General features: G+C 72.3%; 15 protein-coding genes and 2 pseudogenes. 9 read left to right on the plus strand and 8 right to left on the minus strand.

Translation table 11 applies throughout. The features are described 5' to 3' along the window. Positions 1 to 267: 267 nt before the first annotated feature. A pseudogene (locus tag I2W78_RS40530) lies at positions 268 to 396 on the minus strand (SigE family RNA polymerase sigma factor); the annotation flags it as partial. A gap of 150 nt (positions 397 to 546) precedes the next feature. Here I2W78_RS40530 and I2W78_RS18270 point away from each other — a divergent pair. Together I2W78_RS18270 and I2W78_RS40535 are read left to right on the plus strand one after the other, a co-directional pair. Continuing rightward, complete coding sequence (locus I2W78_RS18270; protein ID WP_230885496.1) at positions 547 to 837, plus strand: hypothetical protein; 291 nt, start codon at positions 547 to 549, stop codon at positions 835 to 837. Positions 838 to 960: 123 nt separating this feature from the next. After that, positions 961 to 1,698, plus strand: coding sequence for a hypothetical protein (locus tag I2W78_RS40535; RefSeq protein ID WP_374222679.1), 738 nt, complete (start codon positions 961 to 963; stop codon positions 1,696 to 1,698). A gap of 30 nt (positions 1,699 to 1,728) precedes the next feature. On the opposite strand, the gene I2W78_RS18280 is transcribed toward I2W78_RS40535, so the two are convergent. Further along, on the minus strand, positions 1,729 to 1,941 hold the full coding sequence (locus tag I2W78_RS18280; RefSeq protein ID WP_196461334.1) for a DUF4287 domain-containing protein: 213 nt from the start codon (positions 1,939 to 1,941) through the stop codon (positions 1,729 to 1,731). 222 nt (positions 1,942 to 2,163) lie between these two features. Here I2W78_RS18280 and I2W78_RS18285 point away from each other — a divergent pair, with 222 nt between their 5' ends. Beyond that, complete coding sequence (locus I2W78_RS18285; protein WP_196461336.1) at positions 2,164 to 2,733, plus strand: tellurite resistance TerB family protein; 570 nt, start codon at positions 2,164 to 2,166, stop codon at positions 2,731 to 2,733. A gap of 79 nt (positions 2,734 to 2,812) precedes the next feature. On the opposite strand, the gene I2W78_RS18290 is transcribed toward I2W78_RS18285, so the two are convergent. Continuing rightward, positions 2,813 to 3,091, minus strand: coding sequence for a hypothetical protein (locus I2W78_RS18290; protein WP_196461338.1), 279 nt, complete (start codon positions 3,089 to 3,091; stop codon positions 2,813 to 2,815). Between the two features lie 163 nt (positions 3,092 to 3,254). Between I2W78_RS18290 and I2W78_RS18295 the strand changes: the two genes are divergently transcribed. The 4 genes and pseudogenes from I2W78_RS18295 to fxsT all read left to right on the plus strand — a co-directional run bounded on the left by I2W78_RS18295 (position 3,255) and on the right by fxsT (position 9,388). Then, positions 3,255 to 3,563, plus strand: a complete 309-nt coding sequence (locus I2W78_RS18295) for a trypco2 family protein (RefSeq protein WP_196461340.1) — start codon at positions 3,255 to 3,257, stop codon at positions 3,561 to 3,563. Between the two features lie 149 nt (positions 3,564 to 3,712). Next, a complete protein-coding gene (locus I2W78_RS18300) occupies positions 3,713 to 5,212 on the plus strand; it encodes a VMAP-C domain-containing protein (protein ID WP_196461342.1) in 1,500 nt (499 codons plus the stop codon). Positions 5,213 to 5,429: 217 nt separating this feature from the next. Next, positions 5,430 to 6,494 (plus strand): annotated as a pseudogene (locus tag I2W78_RS41165) (SAV_2336 N-terminal domain-related protein); the annotation flags it as partial. Positions 6,495 to 6,937: 443 nt separating this feature from the next. Continuing rightward, positions 6,938 to 9,388, plus strand: coding sequence for an FxSxx-COOH system tetratricopeptide repeat protein (gene fxsT / locus I2W78_RS18305; protein ID WP_230886343.1), 2,451 nt, complete (start codon positions 6,938 to 6,940; stop codon positions 9,386 to 9,388). Positions 9,389 to 9,424: 36 nt separating this feature from the next. Here the strand turns inward: fxsT and I2W78_RS41420 are convergent, their stop codons facing one another. The 4 genes from I2W78_RS41420 to I2W78_RS18325 all read right to left on the minus strand — a co-directional run bounded on the left by I2W78_RS41420 (position 9,425) and on the right by I2W78_RS18325 (position 16,033). Continuing rightward, on the minus strand, positions 9,425 to 11,281 hold the full coding sequence (locus tag I2W78_RS41420) for an HEXXH motif domain-containing protein (RefSeq protein ID WP_196461346.1): 1,857 nt from the start codon (positions 11,279 to 11,281) through the stop codon (positions 9,425 to 9,427). Positions 11,282 to 11,609: 328 nt separating this feature from the next. Continuing rightward, positions 11,610 to 12,683, minus strand: coding sequence for an effector-associated domain 2-containing protein (locus tag I2W78_RS18315; protein WP_196461348.1), 1,074 nt, complete (start codon positions 12,681 to 12,683; stop codon positions 11,610 to 11,612). Positions 12,684 to 12,692: 9 nt separating this feature from the next. Then, positions 12,693 to 14,117, minus strand: coding sequence for a condensation domain-containing protein (locus tag I2W78_RS18320; RefSeq protein ID WP_196461350.1), 1,425 nt, complete (start codon positions 14,115 to 14,117; stop codon positions 12,693 to 12,695). Between the two features lie 197 nt (positions 14,118 to 14,314). Continuing rightward, complete coding sequence (locus I2W78_RS18325) at positions 14,315 to 16,033, minus strand: lysyl oxidase family protein (RefSeq protein ID WP_196461352.1); 1,719 nt, start codon at positions 16,031 to 16,033, stop codon at positions 14,315 to 14,317. Between the two features lie 322 nt (positions 16,034 to 16,355). On the opposite strand from I2W78_RS18325, the gene I2W78_RS18330 reads away from it, so the two are divergent. Further along, a complete protein-coding gene (locus tag I2W78_RS18330) occupies positions 16,356 to 17,117 on the plus strand; it encodes an SCO2400 family protein (protein WP_230885498.1) in 762 nt (253 codons plus the stop codon). Between the two features lie 104 nt (positions 17,118 to 17,221). Here I2W78_RS18330 and I2W78_RS18335 read toward each other — a convergent pair whose 3' ends face one another. Further along, the gene (locus I2W78_RS18335; RefSeq protein WP_196461354.1) at positions 17,222 to 18,160 is read right to left on the minus strand and encodes an LAETG motif-containing sortase-dependent surface protein; all 939 of its coding nucleotides are present in this window, start codon (positions 18,158 to 18,160) and stop codon (positions 17,222 to 17,224) included. 328 nt (positions 18,161 to 18,488) lie between these two features. On the opposite strand from I2W78_RS18335, the gene I2W78_RS18340 reads away from it, so the two are divergent. Beyond that, entirely contained in the window at positions 18,489 to 20,144 is a 1,656-nt protein-coding gene (locus I2W78_RS18340) for a glycoside hydrolase family 13 protein (protein ID WP_307783711.1), read from the plus strand. The last annotated feature ends 82 nt before the right edge of the window (positions 20,145 to 20,226 follow it).

Raw genomic sequence — 20,226 nt, forward strand, 5'->3', positions numbered from 1 at the left:
CTCGGCGCAGGGTACGAAGGTACGCGGGCGACGGAGCCCGCGGGCGGCGGGTCGTGGGTTACGGGGTGACGGGCGAGGTCGGTGAGCCTGCGAGGTCGTCGAAGTCGGCGATGTGGCCGTGCTCGGTGTGCCCGACGGCGGGTGTGAAGTGGAGTACGGCGGCGTGGTCGTGGCGATCTCCCCCGTGAGCGCGGGTGCGGTGGACGTGGCCGGCGACGCGTCCGGCGTTTGCGGCATGGGACCGGGCCGTGCCCACCGGGCACCCGCGGGCAGCTGCTCGACGGGGCGTTCACCCCGCCACAGCCGCCGGCCCGAGCGGGCGGCGGCGCGCACCAGCACCTTGCGGACGTACGCCTCCGGCGCCCCCTCGGCGACCTTCGGCCGGACGAACCAGAGCACCCGTTGCCCGTGATCCAGCTCACATCGACGGGATACGGAATGTAAGGCGAGTCATCGGTTTATTCCGGGCGGGGAAATCGTTTCATTACGCTGATCCTTCACCCGTTTGCTACGCATCCGGCGGAATGGGGTGCCGTTAGTTTGGATATGACCAAGGCAACCAGGGACGGGATTTTCGGCCTGTTGGCGAGTCAGCAGCGAGGGGGCAGGGCTGCGGGACATGCGGTGACGCTGGGTCCCTACACTTACATTCCCGCCCCTGCGCACTGCTCGGCCGGCATCAACGGAACACTCACCAAAGACGGGCCGCCGGTCGCACTTCGGGCCACCGAGCCGATTCTCCGCCATTTTCTGGATGTCATGGCCGAACTGGAAGCCGATCTCGCCCGCCGGTGGATCAGGTCACAGGGCTCGTCCGGTTTCACTCCGGCGAAATAGCAAGAATTCGCTATGTATGCGCAGGGTCATGGCACCGGCCGGCACAGAGGTCCGGCCGAAGCGTTCTCGAACCCCCTGGTTCCACCGGACTCCGCCTGGGATCCCGCCGAGGAGCTGGCGTACATGCTCCAGGACGCGCTGGCGGAGGAGACCTCCGGCGTCCCCCCGGCGGATGCCTCGGTCACCGCTCCGGCACCCGGCACACCGCTGGGAAATCTGCAGGAGATCACGGCGGAACTACCACCGCTGAGGGATTCCCCGAAAGGCCACCGCAAGCCGCGGGAACGCGGCGGTATGAACGCCTTTCGCGCAGCCAGCCGGGTCATGGCCGCCCTGGCGGCGGTCATCGCATGCGGCGTGAGTTTCTTCGGCGGACTGGCCGTCTACGAACCGCTGCGCCTTTCCGTTTCCCGCACACACAACGGCATTGTTTCCTTGTGGCCCTTGCTGATCTACGGTCCGTGGCTGGTCGCCTCGCTGTCCGTCCTGCGCGCCGCGCTGCACCAACGCCGGGCAGTGCACTCCTGGTGTGTGATTCTCTTCTTTTCGTCCGCGGCGATGCTTTTATGCGTGGCGCAGGCGCCCAGGACGGTCGTCGACACGGTGACGGCGGCCTTGCCGGGCCTGGCGGCGCTGGCGTGCTTTCAGCAGCTGGTACGACAGATCACCCTGACCCGTCCGCCCCGGCGAACGCTGCCCCGGCACCGCTCGCGGCCGCCCTCCCCGGCGACCGACGAGCCGGGCGGTTCCGTGTCCCAGAAGGTCCGCCGGGAGGCCCCGGACGCCGCGTCTTCCTCGTCGTCGCCCGACCGGAACCCCTCGGCGCGGATCATCCCGAGGCAGGGCGCCACCTCCCGGTAGGCGCCCGGGCCGGGTAGGCCCGCGACCGGACTACTTGCCGGTGTCCTCGGCGAGGGTGTGTGCCACGAGCGCGTTGGCGTGTCCGTGGCCCAGGCCGTGCTCGGACTTGAGCCAGGAGACGAGCTCCATGTGCTTGGCCAGGGGCGAGGCGCGGATCAGGTCCTTCCACTCCGCTATGGGACGGCCGTACTTCTTCTCGATCGACGGGAAGTAGCTGGCGGGGCCCTTCACGGGTGCGGTCATGGCGGTCGCGTCCTTCTCTGCCGGAGATCCTGCGTTTGTCGCACGTTATGACTGCCGGAGGGCGAGCAAGTGATCGCTCCACTGCGTGTGATCCGCGTCACTCGTCTTGGGCCGTCCGGGCGCGGTCATGGAACTCCTGGGATGGGGCAGGCGTTGCCAGGAGGACGGGTGCGGACGCACGCCGGCGACCGGAACGACACGGCTGAAGCCGAGGTGGCACGGATGGCTATGTGGGATCGGATCAAGGACCAGGCCAAGAGCCTGCAGCAGCAGGCCCAGGGCGCGCGTGGCTCCGGCGCACAGGGCGGACACGGTGGGCACGGCAGGCCGGGTTCCGGTTCCTCGGGCGGCTCGCGCGCCCAGCTGGTGAGCACGCTCAAGTCGCAGCTCACCTCCCTGAAGACGGAGCTGAAGAGCGGCGCTTTCCGGGACGCCAGCATGGCCATGTGCGCCCTGGTCGCGGCCGCCGACGGGCATGTCGACCCGACCGAGCGGCAGCACATGGAGTCGCTGATCCTGAGCAACGACGTCCTGCAGAACTTCCCGCCGGAGCAGTTGCGCCAGCGTTTCAACCAGCACGTGGACCGGCTGGCGTTCGACTTCCCGCAGGGCAAGACGCAGGTCCTGCAGGAGATCGCCAAGGCGGCGAAGAAGCCGGCGGAGGCCAGAGCGGTCGTCCAGACCGGCTTCGTCATCGCCGGGGCGGACGGTTATGTCGCGCCGGCGGAGGAGCAGGTGCTGCGGGAGGCGTGCTCGGTGCTGGGCCTGTCCCCCCAGGAGTTCGGACTCTGAGCCGGGACTGACCGCCCAGGTCACCGGGGCACCGCCGACAACTCCCCGCCAGGTCCTGGCGGTTACTCGCGTGCCACGATCACGTGCGCAGGGCCTGGCAGGTGGGGTGTTCGTCGGCGACGAAGGCCGTGACGAGGAGTGGGGCGGCGAGGGCCGGAAGCAGCCGGGGCGGGCCGGCCGGCCAGGCGTCGTCGAGGAAGCCCGTGCCGAGCAGCGCCGACGGGATCGCCGAGAGCAGGACACCCGCGGCGAGCGCCCCGTCGAGAAGCGGCTGCCGGGAGTGGTGTCCGGCAGCGGCATCGACGGCCGCCTGGTGGTCGTCCCGGAGGCGACGGGCGACGGCGCCACTCCTACTCATGACTCGGACACCACCGTCAACAGGCTGTGGACAACCGGACCCACCGAGACCCCGCCCACCCTGCCCGACTGGCGGTCGAGGCCCTGCGCTCGGGCCGGGGCCGCGCCTGAGTCGCCGGCGGGAACTGGTGCTTCCCCTTCCCATCCGCCGCTAGGATCCCGACATGGTCGAACTAGCCGAAATGATCCGGGAGTTGAGGCAGGAGCTGAACTCCGCGCTGGCCGGGGGCGGCGGTGGGCCCGTGCGGTTCGAGTTGGGGCCCGTGGAGATCGAGGCGACCGTCGCCGTGGGGCGGACCGGCGGGGCCGGGGGGAAGGTGCGGTTCTGGGTGGTGGAGGCGGGCGGTGAGGCGCGGGTCGAGTCGTCCCGGACGCACCGGATCAGCCTGACCCTGCAGCCGAAGCTCGTCGACCCGGACGGCACCCACCACCACGTGCTGATCACGGGCGACGAGGCGGAAGGGGAACGCTGAGCAGCACGCTCGTTTCGACCCCCTGACGTGGGGGGACGACTGGCCGTACGCTGGTCGGCACTGTCAGTGGTAACTCAGGCGGGACTGGTGGCGGTCGGGAGGTCACGGGGGTGGAAGGGCGCAGCCCTGCGCGGGTTCGCAACGAGCTGGTGGCCGATGTCGTGGACGTGCTGCAGGAGTCGTCCACCCTGCGGCACACGAGCAGCGCGGACCTGCTGGTGACCATGCTGGGCCAGGAACTCGGGGCGCCGGTCGAGCCGCCCCGCGGCGAGGCGTTACGGCCCTGGCTGCTGCACCTGGTGGAGAAATGCGCGGGGGTCCCGGACGGGCTGCCCTGTCTGGTGCGCTGTCTGGGCTATGTGGAGCAGCAGTCGACCGCCGTGACGGCGTTGTGGCGGCTGGTGGACGAGTGGGAGGCCGTCGACTTCTTCGACGGGGCCGATCTGCATCCGCTGCGGCCGCTGCTGGAGGAGATCCGCTCGGCGTCCACGCTGGCGGCGATGGCCCGCCGGGCGAGCCGTTCGCGCACCCAGGAGCTGCCGCCGTGGTGCGACACGGGCTGGGCGGTGTTCCTGCGGCTGGCCGGTGCCAACTCGGCGGCGAAGGAACTGCCGGTGAGCATGGCGTTCTTGTCCCTGGCCGCCGACCAACTGGTCGAGGACGGGCAGATGGACGCGGCCGAGCGGCTGCGCCGCTGGAACCGCCTCCAGGCCCGCGCCTGGGGCCTGGAGGACAAGATGGCCCAGTGGCAGCGCGCGGCCGGCGTGGCCGAACCGGTGGCGTCCTCGCTGATGCCGGCGTATCTGATGATCCAGTTCGAGCCGGACGGCGTGGACCGCGACCGCTACTACCTCTCCCACTGGCGGCAGTCGGACGCGGAGAGCTGGCATCCGGTGCCGGGCGAGACCCTGCATCTGCACCGCGACGAACTCCCCTCCGAGGTCGAACAGCTCATCGAACAGACGGAGGAACGCTGGTCGGATCTGCGTCAGCCGGTGGTGCTGGAGTTCATCCTCCCGTGGGAACTGCTCGGCGAACCCGTCGAGTGGTGGCACAAGGAGTCCGACTCCCCCACCCCGACCCCGCTGGTGATGGACTACGCCGTCCTGGTGCGCAGCTTCGAGCGGCTGCGCAGAGCCGCCTGGCACCGCCCCTGGCACAACAAGTGGCGGCACTTCAAGGAACGCCCGGCCGACACCCACTCCTACTGGAACCGGCCCGGCCACTCCCACTTCCATCTGGAGCGGGAGCTGAAGGAGGACGAGCACGCCGTCTGCCTGGTGCTCAGTGAACCGCCGGGCACCGACTCGGTGGCCGGCCGCCGGGAGTACCTCGCGGGCCTGCGGGCGGGTGTCCCGGCCATGATCTGGCACCGCGGCGACTGCTCCGACCCGGCCTTCAAGGAGGCCGTCGCCGACATCGTGCAGGACCGAGGGCTCGCCGGTCTGCTGGAGCGGACCGGAAGATGGCGCAAGGAGGCGCTGGCCATGGGGCCCGAGGGGTGGGACAACCACGTGGGACGCCATCTGGCGATCCTGCTCGACGACCCGGAACGCAGACCCGTGCCCCCGGGACCCGCCCATGCGCACGGTGACCGGCCGACCGGGTCGTCAGGTGCACGGAACGCCCGCCCGCGAGCCGAAGGGTGACCCGAATTGAACGAGCGTGCGCGTATCCGCCCGCCTGTGTTTCAGGTCGGCCTCACTGCTTCCGTCATGCTTTCGCATGCACCCTGCGCGAGCCCCCGTGCGCACTTGCTTCACGAGCGGAACCGCTGCAAGGCTTTGCCCGTGGCTGTCACGCATGTCGGGGGAACGCGGGACCTGGCCACCCGCTCATCGTCACTACGACGCCTTGAGGGCACGCATGCATGATGACGATGGCCGGCGACCGGGAGAGACCGCACGGGCACGCCGTGAGGCCGCTCATGTCCTGAGCCGGCTCGGACAGCAGCCGGGCGGACCCGAACCCGCGGAAGCGGTTCTGGTCATCGACACCCACCCCACCATGCGGGTGTGGTACGAGACGGTCCACGACGACCTGGTCGAGGAACTCGAACGGGCGGGCTCCTTCACCCGCGTACGGGTGTTACGGCTGCTCGGCACCGACGAGACCGACCCGGCCCGGGTCAGCCTGGAAGAGCCCCTGGGCCCGGCGCCCAGGAACGCGCGCCGTGTGGTGCTGGTGCTGACCGACGGCCTCGCGGCCGGCTGGCGGCTCGGCGCCGTCCAGCCGCTGCTGCGCGACTGGGGACGCACCTGCCCGGTCGCCGTGGTGCATCTGCTGCCGCAGCAGCTGTGGTTCCGCACCGGACTGGACGTGTACCGGGTGCGGATCCGCGCCCCGCACGGCTGGGCCGCCAACAGCGCCTGGGACTGGGAGGAGCGCGAACCCCCGGCAATCACGCGCGACACCGACGAGGCCGGTACGGAACCGGACGGCGCCACCGTCGTCGTACCCGTGCTGGCGCTGACCGGGCCGTGGGCGGCGGCGCTCACCCGGCTGGTGTCCGGGCCGGAGCCCGAATGGCTGGATCTGTCCGCCATTCAGGCCCGCGAGTGGAAGAGCAGGCCCGACGCGGCCCGCGCGCTGCCCTGGGCGGCGGAACTGCCCGACCCGCTCAGCACCCTGCCCGCCGCCGAACGGGTCTCCGACTTCCGGGCCGTCGCCAGCCCCACCGGATTCGCCCTGGCGACCCGGCTGGCCGCCGCGCCGCTGAGCCTGCCCGTCATCCGCCGGATCGTCGCCACCACCCCGGACGCCGGACCGGTCCATGTCTCCGAGCTGCTGATCAGCGGCCTGGTACGGCCCACCTGGGAGCACCGCGAGGGGCCGGCGGACGTGGCGTTCGCCTTCGCCCCCGACATCCGCGAGGAGCTGCTGGCGCTCGGGCGGCGCAGCGCCACCGCCCGGGTGCTGCGCGAGGTGCGCGCCCTGTTCGCCGCGGACGACATCGCCCGCACCCTGCTGCCGCCCCCCGACGAGCCGCTGGACACCCTCGCGATGCCGCACGTCGGCAGCCGCAACATCGCCTTCCTCCGGGTCGAGCTGACCGCCCTGCGCGCCCTGTCGGGCCGCTACGACCAGCGCGCCGCCATGCTGGCGCAGGTGCTGAGCTGGCACGATCGGCGTTACGCGGTCAGCCTGGAGAAACCACGACGTGCAGCGACCGGACCGGCACCGTCCGCTTCGGCCCCCGCGGCAGCCGAACCCGCCACCGGCACCGAACCCCGGACCGCCTCCGAAGGAGCCTCTGAGATGTCGACAACGCCCCAGCGCACGGTGGAGATGGGGGACCGCACGACACAGCCGCGGGTCTGGGGAACCTGCCGCCGCGCAACCCGAACTTCACCGGGCGCACCGAGCTGCTGGAGCTGCTCGACCAGCGGCTGCGCGAGGGCACCACCACCGTCCTGCCGGAGGCGATCCACGGCATGGGCGGCGTCGGCAAGACCCAGCTGGCCATCGAGTACGCCTACCGCCACCAGTCCGAGTACGACATCGTGTGGTGGATCCCCGCCGAGCGGCCCGGCCAGATCGGGCAGGCGCTGGTGGAACTGGCCCAGCGGCTCGGCCTGGTGACCACCACCGAGGCCAACATCGCCGGACCCGCCGTCCGTGAGGCGCTGCGCGAGGGACGGCCGTACTCCCGCTGGCTGCTCATCTTCGACAACGCCGACAACCCCGAGCAGGTCCGCCACTACTTCCCGCAGGGCGGCAACGGCACCATCCTCGTCACCTCCCGCAACCGGCGCTGGGGCCAGGTCGGCGGCTCCCTCGAAGTGGACGTGTTCACCCGCGAGGAGAGCAAGGAGCTGCTGCGCCGCTCCGGCCCGCCGCTGCGGGACGAGGAGGCCGACGCGCTGGCCGAGGCGCTCGGCGATCTGCCGCTGGCGCTGGAACAGGCCGCGGCCTGGCGGGCGGAGACCGGGATGCCCGCCTCGGAGTATCTGCGGCTGTTCGAGAACAAGCGCATGGAGCTGCTCGAAGTGGCCCCGCCGCCGGACTACCAACTCCCCGTCGCCGCCGCCTGGAACGTCTCCTTGGACCACCTGGAGACCCGCAGCCCGGCCGCGCTGCGGCTGCTCCAGCTGTGCTCCTACTTCGCGCCCGACCCGATCTCCCGCTCGATCTTCTCCGGCCTCGGCAACAGCAGCATCTTCCCCGAGCTGGACGCGGCGCTGAACGACCCGATGCGGCTCGCCCGGGCGATAAGGGAGGTGAACCGCTACTCCCTCGCCCGCATCGACCACCGTACGAACTCCATCGAGATGCACCGCCTGGTGCAGCTCGTCCTGAACAACCGCATGACCCCCGAGGAGCAGTCCCGCATGCGCCACGGCGCCCACACCCTGCTGGCCGCCGCAGACCCCAAGACGCCGGTGAGCCCCGCCAGTTGGCCCCGGTACGCGGAGCTCTACAGCCATGTCATCGCCTCCGACGCGATGAAGTCCGACCAGCCGTGGGTGCGTCAGCTGGTCCGCAACATCGCCGAGTACCTGTACTTCTGGGGCGACCACGACGTGTCGGTCGACTTCTCCGAGCAGGCCTGGCAGTCCTGGCTGGCCATCTTCGGCGAGGAGGACCAGCAGACGCTGCTCATGGGCCAGTGGCTCTGCTACATGTACTGGGTCGTGGGCCGGTTCGACGACGCGGCCCGGCTGGTGGCGCACCTGCGGGAGGTGTACGAACGCACCGCGCCGGCCGACCAGGAGGACACCCGCGAGGACGCGCTCGACGCGCTCCAGCTGGAGGCCGCCGTGCGCCGGGTCGAGGGCCGCTTCGCCACCGGCGCCGAGCTGGACCGGATCGCCTACGAGCGCGCCCACCGGGCCTTCGGCGAGGAGGACCCGACCACTCTCAACATCGCCCACAACTTCGGCGTGAGCCTGCGCCACGCGGGCGACTTCCGCCAGGCCCTCGAACTCGACCGGAGCACGCTGGCCCTGAAGCTGCGGCTGCTCGGCCGCGAGGACCGGCGGACCCTGATCACCGAGAACAGCGTCGCCACCGACGTCCGGGAGACCGGCGACTACGTCGGCGCGCGCGCTCTGCAGGAACCCATCCTGGCCACCTGCCGGGACATGTTCGGCCACGGCAACCCCACCACCATCGAGACCATGCGCCAGCTGAGCGAGGCCTGCCGCAAGGAGGGCGACCACCTGCGCGCGCTGGAACTGGCCACCGAGGCGCACGCCCAGTTCACCCGCCGCTACGGCGACACCCACCCCCAGTCGCTGGCCGCCGCCCTCACCCTGTCGGTGGCACTGCGGCAGAACGGCGACCTGCAGGCGGCCCGGACCCGTGGCCTGAAGGCGTGCGAGGGCTACCGGCAGATCTACGACCAGCACCACCCGCACGTGCTCTCCGCCGATGTCGACCTGGCCGTGACGCTGCGTCTGCTGGGCCAACCGGAGGAGGCACGCCGGCTGGACGAGACGGCCCTCGCCTCCCTCGCCGACCGGCTCGGCGCGGGCCACCCGCTCGCCCTCATCTGCGCGATCAACCTGGCCAGCGACCTCGCCGCCCTCGGCCTGCACGAGGAGGCCCGGCGTCGTGGCGAGGACACCCTGGCCCTGTGCCGGTCCACCTTCGGCGAGGACCACCCCACCACCCTGATGTGCGCGGCCAACCTGTCGGTGGACCTCGCGTCGGTCGGCGCGGAGGATCAGGCCGCCGACCTCCGCCGGGACACCCTGGACCGCATGACCCGTGTCCTGGACGCCCCCCGCCAGGAATTCGAGTCGGGCATGGGCCACCCGGCGACGGCCCAGTTCCGGGAGGGACTGCGGGCGAACTGCGACATCGACCCACTGCCGCTGTAGCCCCACCGTGGCCGGGGGCCGAGGCCGGGCGGGTGACTAGTCCCCCAGGTCCTGCCCCAGCCACGCCGCCAGCCGTACGGGGTCGGCGGCGCGCCCTGTCGTGGCGGCCAGGGCGTCCTGGACGGCCCGTGCGCGTTCCGGATGGCGCAGGAGGAGGCGGGCCGCCCGTCGGTGGTTCGGGTCCGTGGTGAGGGACCGGCCCAGGCCCGCCCAGGCGGACACCGGGGCCTCCTTGCCGGACAGGCGGGCGGCGTAGGCGTCCCGGGCCGCCTCGTGCCGGCCGGCGATCAGCAGGACGTCGGCCGGGTCGGCGCCCTCGACGGTTCCGGCCGCCGTACGCCAGGCGCCCTCGGGGTCGGTGAGGTGGTGCCGGGCCAGGACGGCCGCGGTGTCCAGGAAGCGGACCTCGGTGTCCGGGACCAGCGCGGGCGGGGCGGCCAGGGCGGACGGTGGGCGTGCGGTGCCCTGTTGCCAGGCTCGCACCGCCTCCTGGACGGCCGCGGCGGGCGGGCGCAGATGGTGGGCGCGCCAGCGGGCGAGATGGTCGGCCGAGACCCAGTCGGCCAGGCGGAGTTGCGCGGCGGGGACCTCGTCCGTCATCCACTGCGCGCAGCGCTCACGGAGCCGCTCCAGGACGTACCGGCCCAGCGGCGTCAGCGTCTCGTGGTCGTGCACCTCGTCGAGGACCGACCACACCTGGCCGCGCCACAGGGCGAACTCGAAATGGGCCAGCGGGACATCCGCCGGGTCGGCCGTGTGGCGGTGGGCACGCCATAAGCGGGCGACGCCCAGGAAGGCGTAGATGCCCTGGAGGAGACCGCCGAGCGGGCGGGGGTCGTCGCGCCAGGGCGCGTAGAAGAGCTCCTCCGACGGCGCGGGGCCGCCAGGCGGCTCGGTCAGCGGGCCGAGGTTGATCAGGGCGCCCAGCTTGATGTGCTGGAACTCGTGCATGAGTGTCGCCGCGAGCTGGACGGCGTCGTCCGGGTGGGAGGCGACGACGCCGCCGAACGCGGCCGCCGACGTGCAGCTGAACGGCCGAAACCTTTCTCTCGCCGAGGTCGGCGCCACCGACATCAGCCCCCGGCGCATGGCCCCGGCGGTCACCGGATCGTCGCGCCGCAGGATCTCCCAGGCCTCGGCGAGGAGTGCCGACCAGGACGCCGCCTCCTCCTCCGGCATCGGCCGGGGCTCGCTCGGCCGGGGAAACGTCCGGTACGGGTCCAGCTCCTCCAGCACGAGGGGCTTCGCCGTCCCGCCGGCTCCCAGCGTCAGCCGCCGCACCGGCAGCCAGCCCGGCCCGCGCACCTCCCACCCGGGCGCGACCTCGACGTCCCCGCCCGCCCCGGTGACCCGCAGCCGCCCCGCGTGTGCCGTCACCCGGGCGGTGCTCCACGGCTGACGCTCCGGCAGGACCGCGCAGCCCAGCGTGGGCAGCGGCACCAGCCCGTGCCGCACCGGCACGGTGATCGAGAAGTCCAGCCCGGCCCGCGCCCCCGCGGCGGCGGCCAGCGCGGACAGATACCCGACGACCACCCACTTCGGCGCGTCGTCCTCGCCCCCGGCCCACCCCCGGGCCGCGCGCACCGCGAGGGAGACCCACAGGCCGGTGCTGGGGGACATCAGGATGTCCTCGCACACCTCGGGCGCGGCCCGCTGGGCGCGCTCCAGCAGGGCCCAGGCCTCGGCGTGCGGCACCGACCCGGTGTCGTCCCCGGTGAACGTGAGCGCGTCGTGCAGGGCCCGCATCAGCAGCAGGCGACGGCTGCGCTCCGCGCCGAACAACGCCTCCACCACCGCGTTGTCGCCCTCGCCGCAGGCCAGGGCCCGGACGCCGGCCGTCGAGAGCCGGTGGAAGGGCAGGTGGTTCCCCTTCGTCGTGGCGTCAGCGGCCACGGATCCCCCACCGCACCTCGGTCATCCCGTCAGGCCGTCGACACGGGAGCCGTTGTAGTTCGAGGCCGTGATGCCCTGGGGTCCGTCGATGTGGTGCAGCAGCCGCTCCAGCGACTCGGCGAAGTCCGGCCCGTCCATGGAGCGCAGGGCTTGCAGGGAGACCCCCGACAGGTCGACGAGACAAGACTCGACGGCAGGCATCGTTTGCTCCACGGCTGCCAAGTCCCCTCCCGTGCCTACGAGTCAGCGCGCTGTCGGCTCCCAACCATCATGACCCAGCAGGCCACAAGTCGAAACCCCACATCCCGGCCGCCCGGGCGACATCACGTCACCGGTAGCGCCCGGCCAGCCGGGCGGCGGCCCCGTCGACCCGCTCCACTTCCGCAGACGGCCCCTCCAGCAGCCGTACCGCCTCAAGGAGTTGGTCGAGCGTGCCCGGGTAGCGCAGGCAGGTGCGCACGACGCCGTAGACATCCATTCGCAGCCGGGGGTCGCGGGGGCTGTTGGCCGTGATCCGGTCGCTGATGCTGTCCAGCAGCAGGGTCATGCCGTTCGGGCTCCGCAGCATGGGCAGGGCCGTGAGGGCGTCGACGAGGTCGACCAGTTCCCGCAGGGGCAGTTCGCCGGGCAGTCCGGTCAGCGGGGTGACCGGGCGGGGAGCCGCGGTGCCGTCGGCGGAGCCGAGTCCGGCGCGCGGGGGCAGTCCGGCGTACCGGCCGAACCGGTCCAGCGCGGCCGGGGACAGGACGTCGTACCACCGCTCCACCCGGCGGGCCGCGAGCCGGCCCAGTCCGTCCGCGCGGTGGTGCGCGCTCACCACCCCGATCACCGCGCCCCCGCACCAGACCGCCGCGCCGGACATGCCCTCCCACGGCGAACGGTCCGGTTCGACGTCGGCGGGCGGGACGACGACGGCCAGTTCGAGCGTTCCCTCGCGGCGGTTGGACAGCACGGAGACGGTGCCGGAGACATGGCACGAGTCGCGGTACTGGCCGGGCGAGCCGTCGTCGCGGGGGTGTGCGGTGTCCCTGCGGAGCTTGAAGCGGGGGAAGCCCATGGCGCTGAAGGGCACCACCACGTCGGCGTCCGGGACGGCCGCGTAGCGGGGCGCGGGGACGGCGGGCAGGCCGGGCGGGACGCCGGTCAGCTCCAGCAGGGCGACGTCGGCGGCCTCTTCCAGCGCCACGACGCGGGCGTCGGCGCTCCACTCACCGGGCCGGTCGGCGTCGAAACGCACGCGCACGGAGCCGCTCGGGGGCGCGACGACATGGGCGGCCGTCAGCACGCATGCGGTGGTCACCCGGTACCCGGAGCCGCGCCGCCCCGGGCGCCCCCGCGACCCGCCGACGATGATCTCGGCGACGCGCGCCACGTCCAGCCCTCGCTCCCCCGGGTCCGCCACATCGGTCCACTACCCGTGGGGTGCGGGGCGTACGCCGGAGTGACCGGCGACGAGGGCCTCGCGGGCCACGGCGACGACGTACTCCCGCAGGCGCTCCGTGAACAGCCGCATGTTCTTGCGCGCGACGTCGGTGTCCGGGTAGCGGCTGGCCAGTTGCAGGCCCTCGTGGAGGCGGGTCAGCCAGACGCAGACCTGGTCGCCGTACGACACCCGGATCAGGCCGTAGGCCTTCAGGTCCTGCCAGCGTTCGGAGCCGGTGGTGGCGCGGGCGTCGACGAAGGAGACGATCGAGTACAGGTCGGGGGAGGTGGGGCGGAAGTCGGCGCCGAGGAGCTTCAGAACGCGGGCGATGGGCTTGCGGGACAGGGGGCGGTTCTCGCGCAGGGCGGTGCGGACCATGCGCAGGGCGCTGTCGAAGTCGGGCGCCTCGGCGACCGGGACCTCGATCGGGGCGCCGCCGACGTACCAGCCGACGGAGTCCGACCACTGGGAGCGGACCCGGGTGTGGAAGGGCACGACCGTGCGGTACACCTGCTGGCCGCCGAGCTCGCGGACGATGAGCGCGGTGGCGGCGAGCACGCCGACGAGGCTGCCGCCGTACGGCCGGCAGTACGCCTCGAAGGCGGCGGCGTCGGCGTCCGCGACGAGCATCTCCTGCATGAACTTCTGCGTGGGCAGCGGCCCTTCGGGGTCGAGCCCCAGCTCCATGGGGAAGTTGGGCAGCTTGCCGTCGCACTGGGCGATGAACTCCCGCCAGCGGGTGACGATTTCGTGGGTGTCGTCGAGGCGGTCGGCCTCGGTGCGTTCGAGGGCGCAGAAGTCGACGTAACTGGCGACGGGGGGCGCGGCGAGGCGGCGGCCGTCGAGGGCGGAGGCGTACAGCTCGTGGATCTCGGCGGGGATGCGGTGGATGGAGTGCGCGTCGACGTTGCTGTGGTCGAACGCCATGTAGACGCTGGTGCCGTCGTCGCGGACGACCGCGGTGTAGATGAAGTTGGGCCAGCTCAGCGCGTCGGCCACGGTGTCGAACCGGTCCTGCAGATACCGGGTCAGCTTGGCCGCGTCGCCGAAGGCGCCCCGGTCCTGGCGGTGCAGGACGACCGCGTCCGCGTCGAGCGTGAAGCGCCGCATGTCGTCGCCGATCCAGCGGAAGCCGCTGCGCAGGGTCTCGTGGCGCAGGGTCCAGGCCCGCAGGGCCTCCTGGAGTACGTCGAGATCGACCCGGCCCGGGACGTCGAACGCCGCGCCGAGCCAGGTCGGCACGAACAGGCCGTCCTGACGCACGGAACGCGCGGTGCGCACGTGCGACTCCTGGACGTACGCGGGCGGCCGGGAGTCCTCCGGCATGTCGGCCGCGGCCTCGACGGCCGCCGGATGCAGCTTCCACTCCACGAGCCGCCCGGGGCGGATCTCGCAGCGCTGGATGTCGGTCATTCGCACAGCATTCTCCGTTCGCCTGCCCACGGGAGACGACCGGCTCGGCGACCGTGTCTGCTGGGCATCGCTCAGTGCACAAAGGGACCAACGCTCAGGTGTTGCGGAAGAAACGCGGAGGTCATTTTTTGCGGGGCAGCGGTTGCCGTGCAGGGGAACGCCCCCGGTGTGGGAGCCGGGGGCGTTCGTCGGGGTGGTTACGGGGCGTTGATCAGGTCGTGCGGGGGGACCTTGACCGTGCGGGCGCCCGGTTCGCCGCCCAGGACGACCTTGCGGAGGGCGACGTTGTTGTTGAGATTGGTTTCCTTGAGGCGCTTCTCCGGGTTGGCGATCACCTGGATGTAGTAGGTGCCGTTCGGCAGGTCGGTGATGTCGAAGGACTGGCCGGGACGGTACTGGGTGTACGTGTCGCCGGAGCCGACGTCGAGCACCTCACGGACCGAGATGGAGTTCTGCTGGCCGCACGCGGTCGACAGGTCCGTGTTGTACGGGTGCCAGTTGGCGTTCTTCACCGTGTAGTCGATGGCGTCGGTGTTGGCCAGGCAGAACGCCTCCTTGCCGCTGCGCACCTCCTTGGTCTGGTCCTCGCTCAGCAGCCGGTAGCTGGCGAAGTCGGTGAAGTGCCAGTGCTCGTGGCCGATGCGCGGGTCCCACTCCATCGTGCCGGTGGGCGTGTAGCCGACCTGCTTGCCGTTCGCGTCGTAGAAGTACTGGTACGCGTCCATCAGGTCGGCGCCCGGGCTGCGGAACCCGTCCACGACGAGCGGCGCGGGCCCGGCGTTCCACACGTTCGCGCTGAACGCGAGGTAGTCCTTGCCGGGTACGTCCCCGTCCTCGCCGTCCGTGATCGCGATGTCCCACGCCGGCAGCGACCGCAGGTCGGGCTTGGGCACGTTCGCCGGGACGCCCGCGCGCCCGGTGGGCCGCTTGGCGTTGGGCTTCAGCGCGGGCGCGATCCGCGAGCCGTCGGTGTGCCCCGGCCCGTCGCCCAGGTGCGAGGCACGGCCCCGGTCCTCGAGCGCGTGCGACAGCTGGGGCGGAGTGGGAGCGTCGGCGCCACGGGGGCCGTAGTGGTGGGCATGTCCACCCGCGGCATGGCCACTCGCGGCATGAGCGCCCGCGGCATGACCACCCGCGGCATGGCCCCCGTGCCCGCCGTGCTGGGCGCCGGAGCGCGAGGCGGCCACGCCCTCGCCGCCACCGCCGTCGCTGATCTGCCGTACGGTCACCTTGATCGTCGGCTGGTCGTTCGGGATGCCGAACAGGTCGCGGTACTTCTTCGCCACCGCGACCTTGGCCGTGTACTCACCGGCCGGCAGATCCACCGGCTTGTCGTAGTCGACCGTGCTGGAGTTGGACGCCCACCCCTTCTCCACGCCCCACACCGAGCCCAGCGTCCACGGGTTCGTGGGGCAGCTCTCCGGGTAGTGCGAGGTCGCCGGGGCGTCCGGGCGGATCCGGCCCGAGGCGTTGTTCGGGCAGAAGGTGCCCTTGGACTTCGCGACCTCCTGGCCGGCCGCGTCCTTGACCGACACCTCCAGGAAGCCGGGCAGCCCGGAGAAGTCCTTCACCAGCCCGGCGGGCAGCTTCTTGGTCTGGACACTGTTTCCGTTGCGCAGGACCTGCTGGGCGACCACCGGGTCCTTGTACGACTTCCGCGTCACCTTGAACTCCAGCGGCGCGTTGTCGACCGAAACGTACGTCCCGAGGTCCAGGTAGACCCCGGGCTCCCCCTCCCAGCGATCCAGCGTCACGGACTTCGACGCGGCGATCAGCTTGAGCTGCGGTTTGCCGGGCGTGGTGCTCGCCGGGTCGGCCCCGGAGGCGACCGCGGCCCCGCCGACGACGACGGTGAGCGCGGTGCCGGCGGCGAGCGCCGAACGCTTCACGCGATTGCGGTGTTGCTGACTGGTCATCGATTCCTCGTCTGCGAGTGCCGCCCGTGGGCGGCATCGGACCGGACAGCCCACGTCGCCCCGGCCACCGCTGTACCGACGCACCCCACGCGCCCGGCGCCCGAGAGTTCTGTGAGCACCCTGTGAGACAGGTAAAACCGGTGCGTGGGTTGCCTGTTGGGGCCGAACTTCACGCGAAGAGGTGGCCTGGGGCGGGCCCGGCGGGCCGCTTCACCCCCGGCGAATCTGTGCAGGAGCGTCACACAGGCTGCACACAGTGGCCGGAATCCGTCGTTACCGTTGCTGGCCGTTCGGGGGCTGTCGACTCAGGAAGACCGTGCGGATGGACTACTGGCAGATGGACTACTGCTCCTCGTGCCGTCGGCATCTCAATGGCGCCCTGGTGTGCCCCGGATGCGGCGCCTACGCTCCGGACATCGCACCGGCCGCCCGCGAGGAGACCGAGCCGGAGCCGGTGTACGCCCCTGCGGCCCCGGCGATCAAGGAGCCGGCCCCCTCGCCGGAGGGTCGCGCGGCCCGGCGTCGGCAGCGGGTCCGCTGGAAGAAGAGCCAGCGCCGGGCGCTGGTGGCGACGGCGGTCGCCCTGGTCGGCGGCGGACTGACCCTCACCACCATGGACCGCGGCACGCCCACCGACCGCGCCCAGGCGGCCGCCGCGCCGGACGAGCTGACCCTGGACATCGCGGGTCGGCAGCCGGCCGAGCGAATACGTCCGACGGCGACCCAGCCGGAGCAGCAGCGCACCGCGCCCCGGCCGAGCGCCCCGCGGTCCCCGGACTCCGGCTCCACCACGAACCCCTCGCAGCAGCGCCCCACGACCCCGGCTCCGCACAGCGCGCGCCCGGAGACGCCGGTCTCCGTGCCGACGGCCCCGACGACGGTGCCGCAGGCCCCGCAGCACCGGTCCGTCACCCCCGTACCCCCGGTGGAAACGGCCCCCAGCGCCACCCCCGCCACGCCCCAGCCGAGCTCGCCCCCGGCCGACGCCGGCACGGAGCCCACCACCCCCGGGACGACGAACCCCGCACCGACGACGCCACCCTCGTCACCCCAGCTCTGCGTACTGGTCCTCTGCCTGGGCTGACGTCAAGGCCGGTGCAACACGTCGGCGGCCTGCGAACCGAGCGCCCACGCCCTGACAGGCCCACCCACCGACCGACCGAGTCGGTTGGCGGGTGGGCGATGGGGTCAGCGGCCGGAGGCCCGGCGGCGGCGGGTGGCGAGGACGATCGCGGTGCCGCCGACGAGCAGCGCCGCCGCGCCCACCGCGATCGGCGTCGTGTTGCTGTCGGCGCCCGTCTCGGCCAGGTCCCCGCTGTTGCCGGCGGCCGACGGCACGTTCGCCGGCTCCGTGCTCGGCGACCCGCTCGACGGCGTCTCACTGGCCGGCTCGCTCTCCGCGGGCGTCGTCTCCGGCGCCGGCGTCGACGGCTCCTCGGTCTCCGGCGGTGTCGTGGCGGACGGCGGAGAGGTGGGCGTCGGCGGTGTCGTCGCGGGCGGCTGCGTCGCCGTCGTCGTACAGTCCTTCGTCCCGCCGTTCCACGCGGCGATCAGCTTGTCCTTGATGACCGGCCGGTCCGGCCCCTTGGGCAGCTCACCGTGCTCGAAGCCGTCCTCCACGTCGAAGACGCCGTCGTACTTCACCGCCCCGCGGTAGAGGTCGACCTGCGCGAAGCACCCGGCGTCGGGTACGGCGATGTCGAGCGAGTCGGTCTGTCCCGGCTTCACGGTCACCGTGTCGAAGTCGATGAACACCTGCTCACCGGACGTGGCGAAGGTGGCCCCGTGGGCGAGGTAGGACGCGAGGGACGCCGTACAGGTCGTCGCGTCCCCGGCCGTACGGACCTTGATGTGGACCTTGCCGTCGTCGGTCGGCCGCAGGCTGACGTCGTCGACCTTGACGGAGTCGTGGAAGTTCGCGCCGTCGAGCGAGAACTGGCAACGGTCGGTCTCGGTGACCGTCCCGGCCCCGGTCCCGGGCTTGTACTGGCCGCCGGACTCCCAGCCGTCACCGCCACCCGGCGACCCGGTGGCCCAGGCACCGGAGGCGGAGGCCGCGCAGAGCACGAGCGACGCGGCGCCCGTCCCCAGCAGGCGGCGCATGGTGACACGTCTCGCTATGGACATGCGTATCCCATCGTGGCATGCACATGGATGTGCAAGAGGGTGAGTGAAAAGTGGAGGAACACCGGGCTCACTGGTCACATGCGCCACGGTGTGAGCACATGGTGGGACGCTCGGCAGAACCCTGTCAACCTGCGGGAAATACCTGGGAGTTAACGGGACATCACCATTCATCCGCAGTCGGAATGCCCCCCTCCCCTCCTCGCGCGCCCCCACACGCCGACGTTCGTCCTTCCGGAGTTGTGGACAAAGTCCTCGTATCGTCCGGCGCAGAGCAGGCCGACCGCAGAGCGGACCGATCGCAGAGCAGCCCACCCCAGGAGGAGCCCGAGTGACCACTCCCGACCTCTCCCCCAAGAGCCCCGACTGGTGGCGCCAGGCCGTCATCTACCAGGTCTACCCCCGCAGCTTCGCCGACGCCGACGGCGACGGCCTCGGCGACCTGAAGGGCATCACCCAGCGCCTCACCCACCTCGCCGCCCTCGGCGTCGACGCCCTGTGGCTCAGCCCCTTCTACCCGTCCGAACTGGCCGACGGCGGCTACGACGTGGCCGACCCCCGCGATGTCGACCCCCGCCTCGGCACCCTGGACGACTTCGACGCGATGGCCGCCGAGGCCCACCGTCTGGGCCTGAAGGTGCTCGTCGACATCGTCCCCAACCACACCTCCCACCAGCACGTCTGGTTCCAGGAGGCGCTGCGCGCCGGCCCCGGCTCCGCTGCCCGCGACCGTTACGTCTTCCGCGACGGCCGCGGCGCCCAGGGCGAACTCCCGCCCACCGACTGGCAGTCCGTCTTCGGCGGCAGCGCCTGGCGCCGCGTCCCCGACGGCCAGTGGTACCTGCACCTCTTCGCGCCCCAGCAGCCCGACCTCAACTGGGAGAACGAGGAGGTCCGCGCCGACTTCCGCACCACGCTCCGCTTCTGGTCCGACCGCGGCGTCGACGGCTTCCGCGTCGACGTCGCCCACGCCCTGGCCAAGGACCTCGGCGAGCCGCTGCGCGACCTCGGCGCCCCCGAGCTCAGCGACGAGGCGGCCCTCGCGACCATGCCCCCGGGCAGCCACCCCTTCTACGACCGCGACGAGGTCCACGAGATCTACCGCGACTGGCGCAAGATCCTCGACGCCTACTCCCCGCCCCGCATGGCGGTCGCCGAGGCCTGGGTCCCGGGCGCCCGCCGCGTGCTGTACGCCCGCCCGGACGAACTCGGCCAGGCCTTCAACTTCGAGTATCTGAAGGCGCGTTGGGACGCCGACGAACTCCGCGAGGTCATCACCGACTCCCTCGCCACCGCCCACGCGGCCGGCGCCTCCGCCACCTGGGTGCTGTCCAACCACGACGTCATCCGCCACGCCACCCGCCTGATGCTCCCGCCCGGCACGGACCCCGACGCCTGGCTGCTGTCCGGCGGCAACGCCCCGACCGTCGACGCGGCGGCCGGCGTGCGCCGCGCCCGCGCCGCCACGCTCCTGATGCTGGCGCTGCCCGGATCGTCGTACGTCTACCAGGGCGAGGAACTCGGCCTGCCCGAGGTGGCCGACCTGCCCACCGCCGTCCTCCAGGACCCCATCTGGGAGCAGACGGGCCGTGTCCGCAAGGGCCGCGACGGCTGCCGGGTGCCGCTGCCGTGGACGGCGACCGGTCCGTCGTACGGCTTCGGCGCGGGCGGCGCCTGGCTGCCGCAGCCGGCGAGCTTCGCGTCGTACGCCGTGGAGGCCCAGGACGGGGTCGAGGGCTCGACCCTGGAGCTGTACCGCACGGCCCTGCGGCTGCGCCGCAAGCTGCTCCAGGGCGAGTCGCTGACCTGGGCCGACGACACTCCGCCCGGCGTGCTGCACTTCGTCCGCTGCGACGGCTGGCGCTGTCTGACCAACCTCTCCGGCCGGCCCGTACCCCTGCCGCCCGGCGATCCGCTGCTGTCCAGCGCGCCCCTGGAGCCCGACGGGCGCCTGGGACCGGACACCACGGTCTGGCTCGGCCGCTGACCGACCCCGGTCGGCCTCCCCTTGACAAGCCGCTGCCCTCGGCTTACCCAGGGCTGGTAGGCACAGCTCGCATGGGCGAGGA

Origin of the sequence: Streptomyces spinoverrucosus (assembly GCF_015712165.1) — a bacterium.
Classification (GTDB): domain Bacteria; phylum Actinomycetota; class Actinomycetes; order Streptomycetales; family Streptomycetaceae; genus Streptomyces; species Streptomyces spinoverrucosus_A.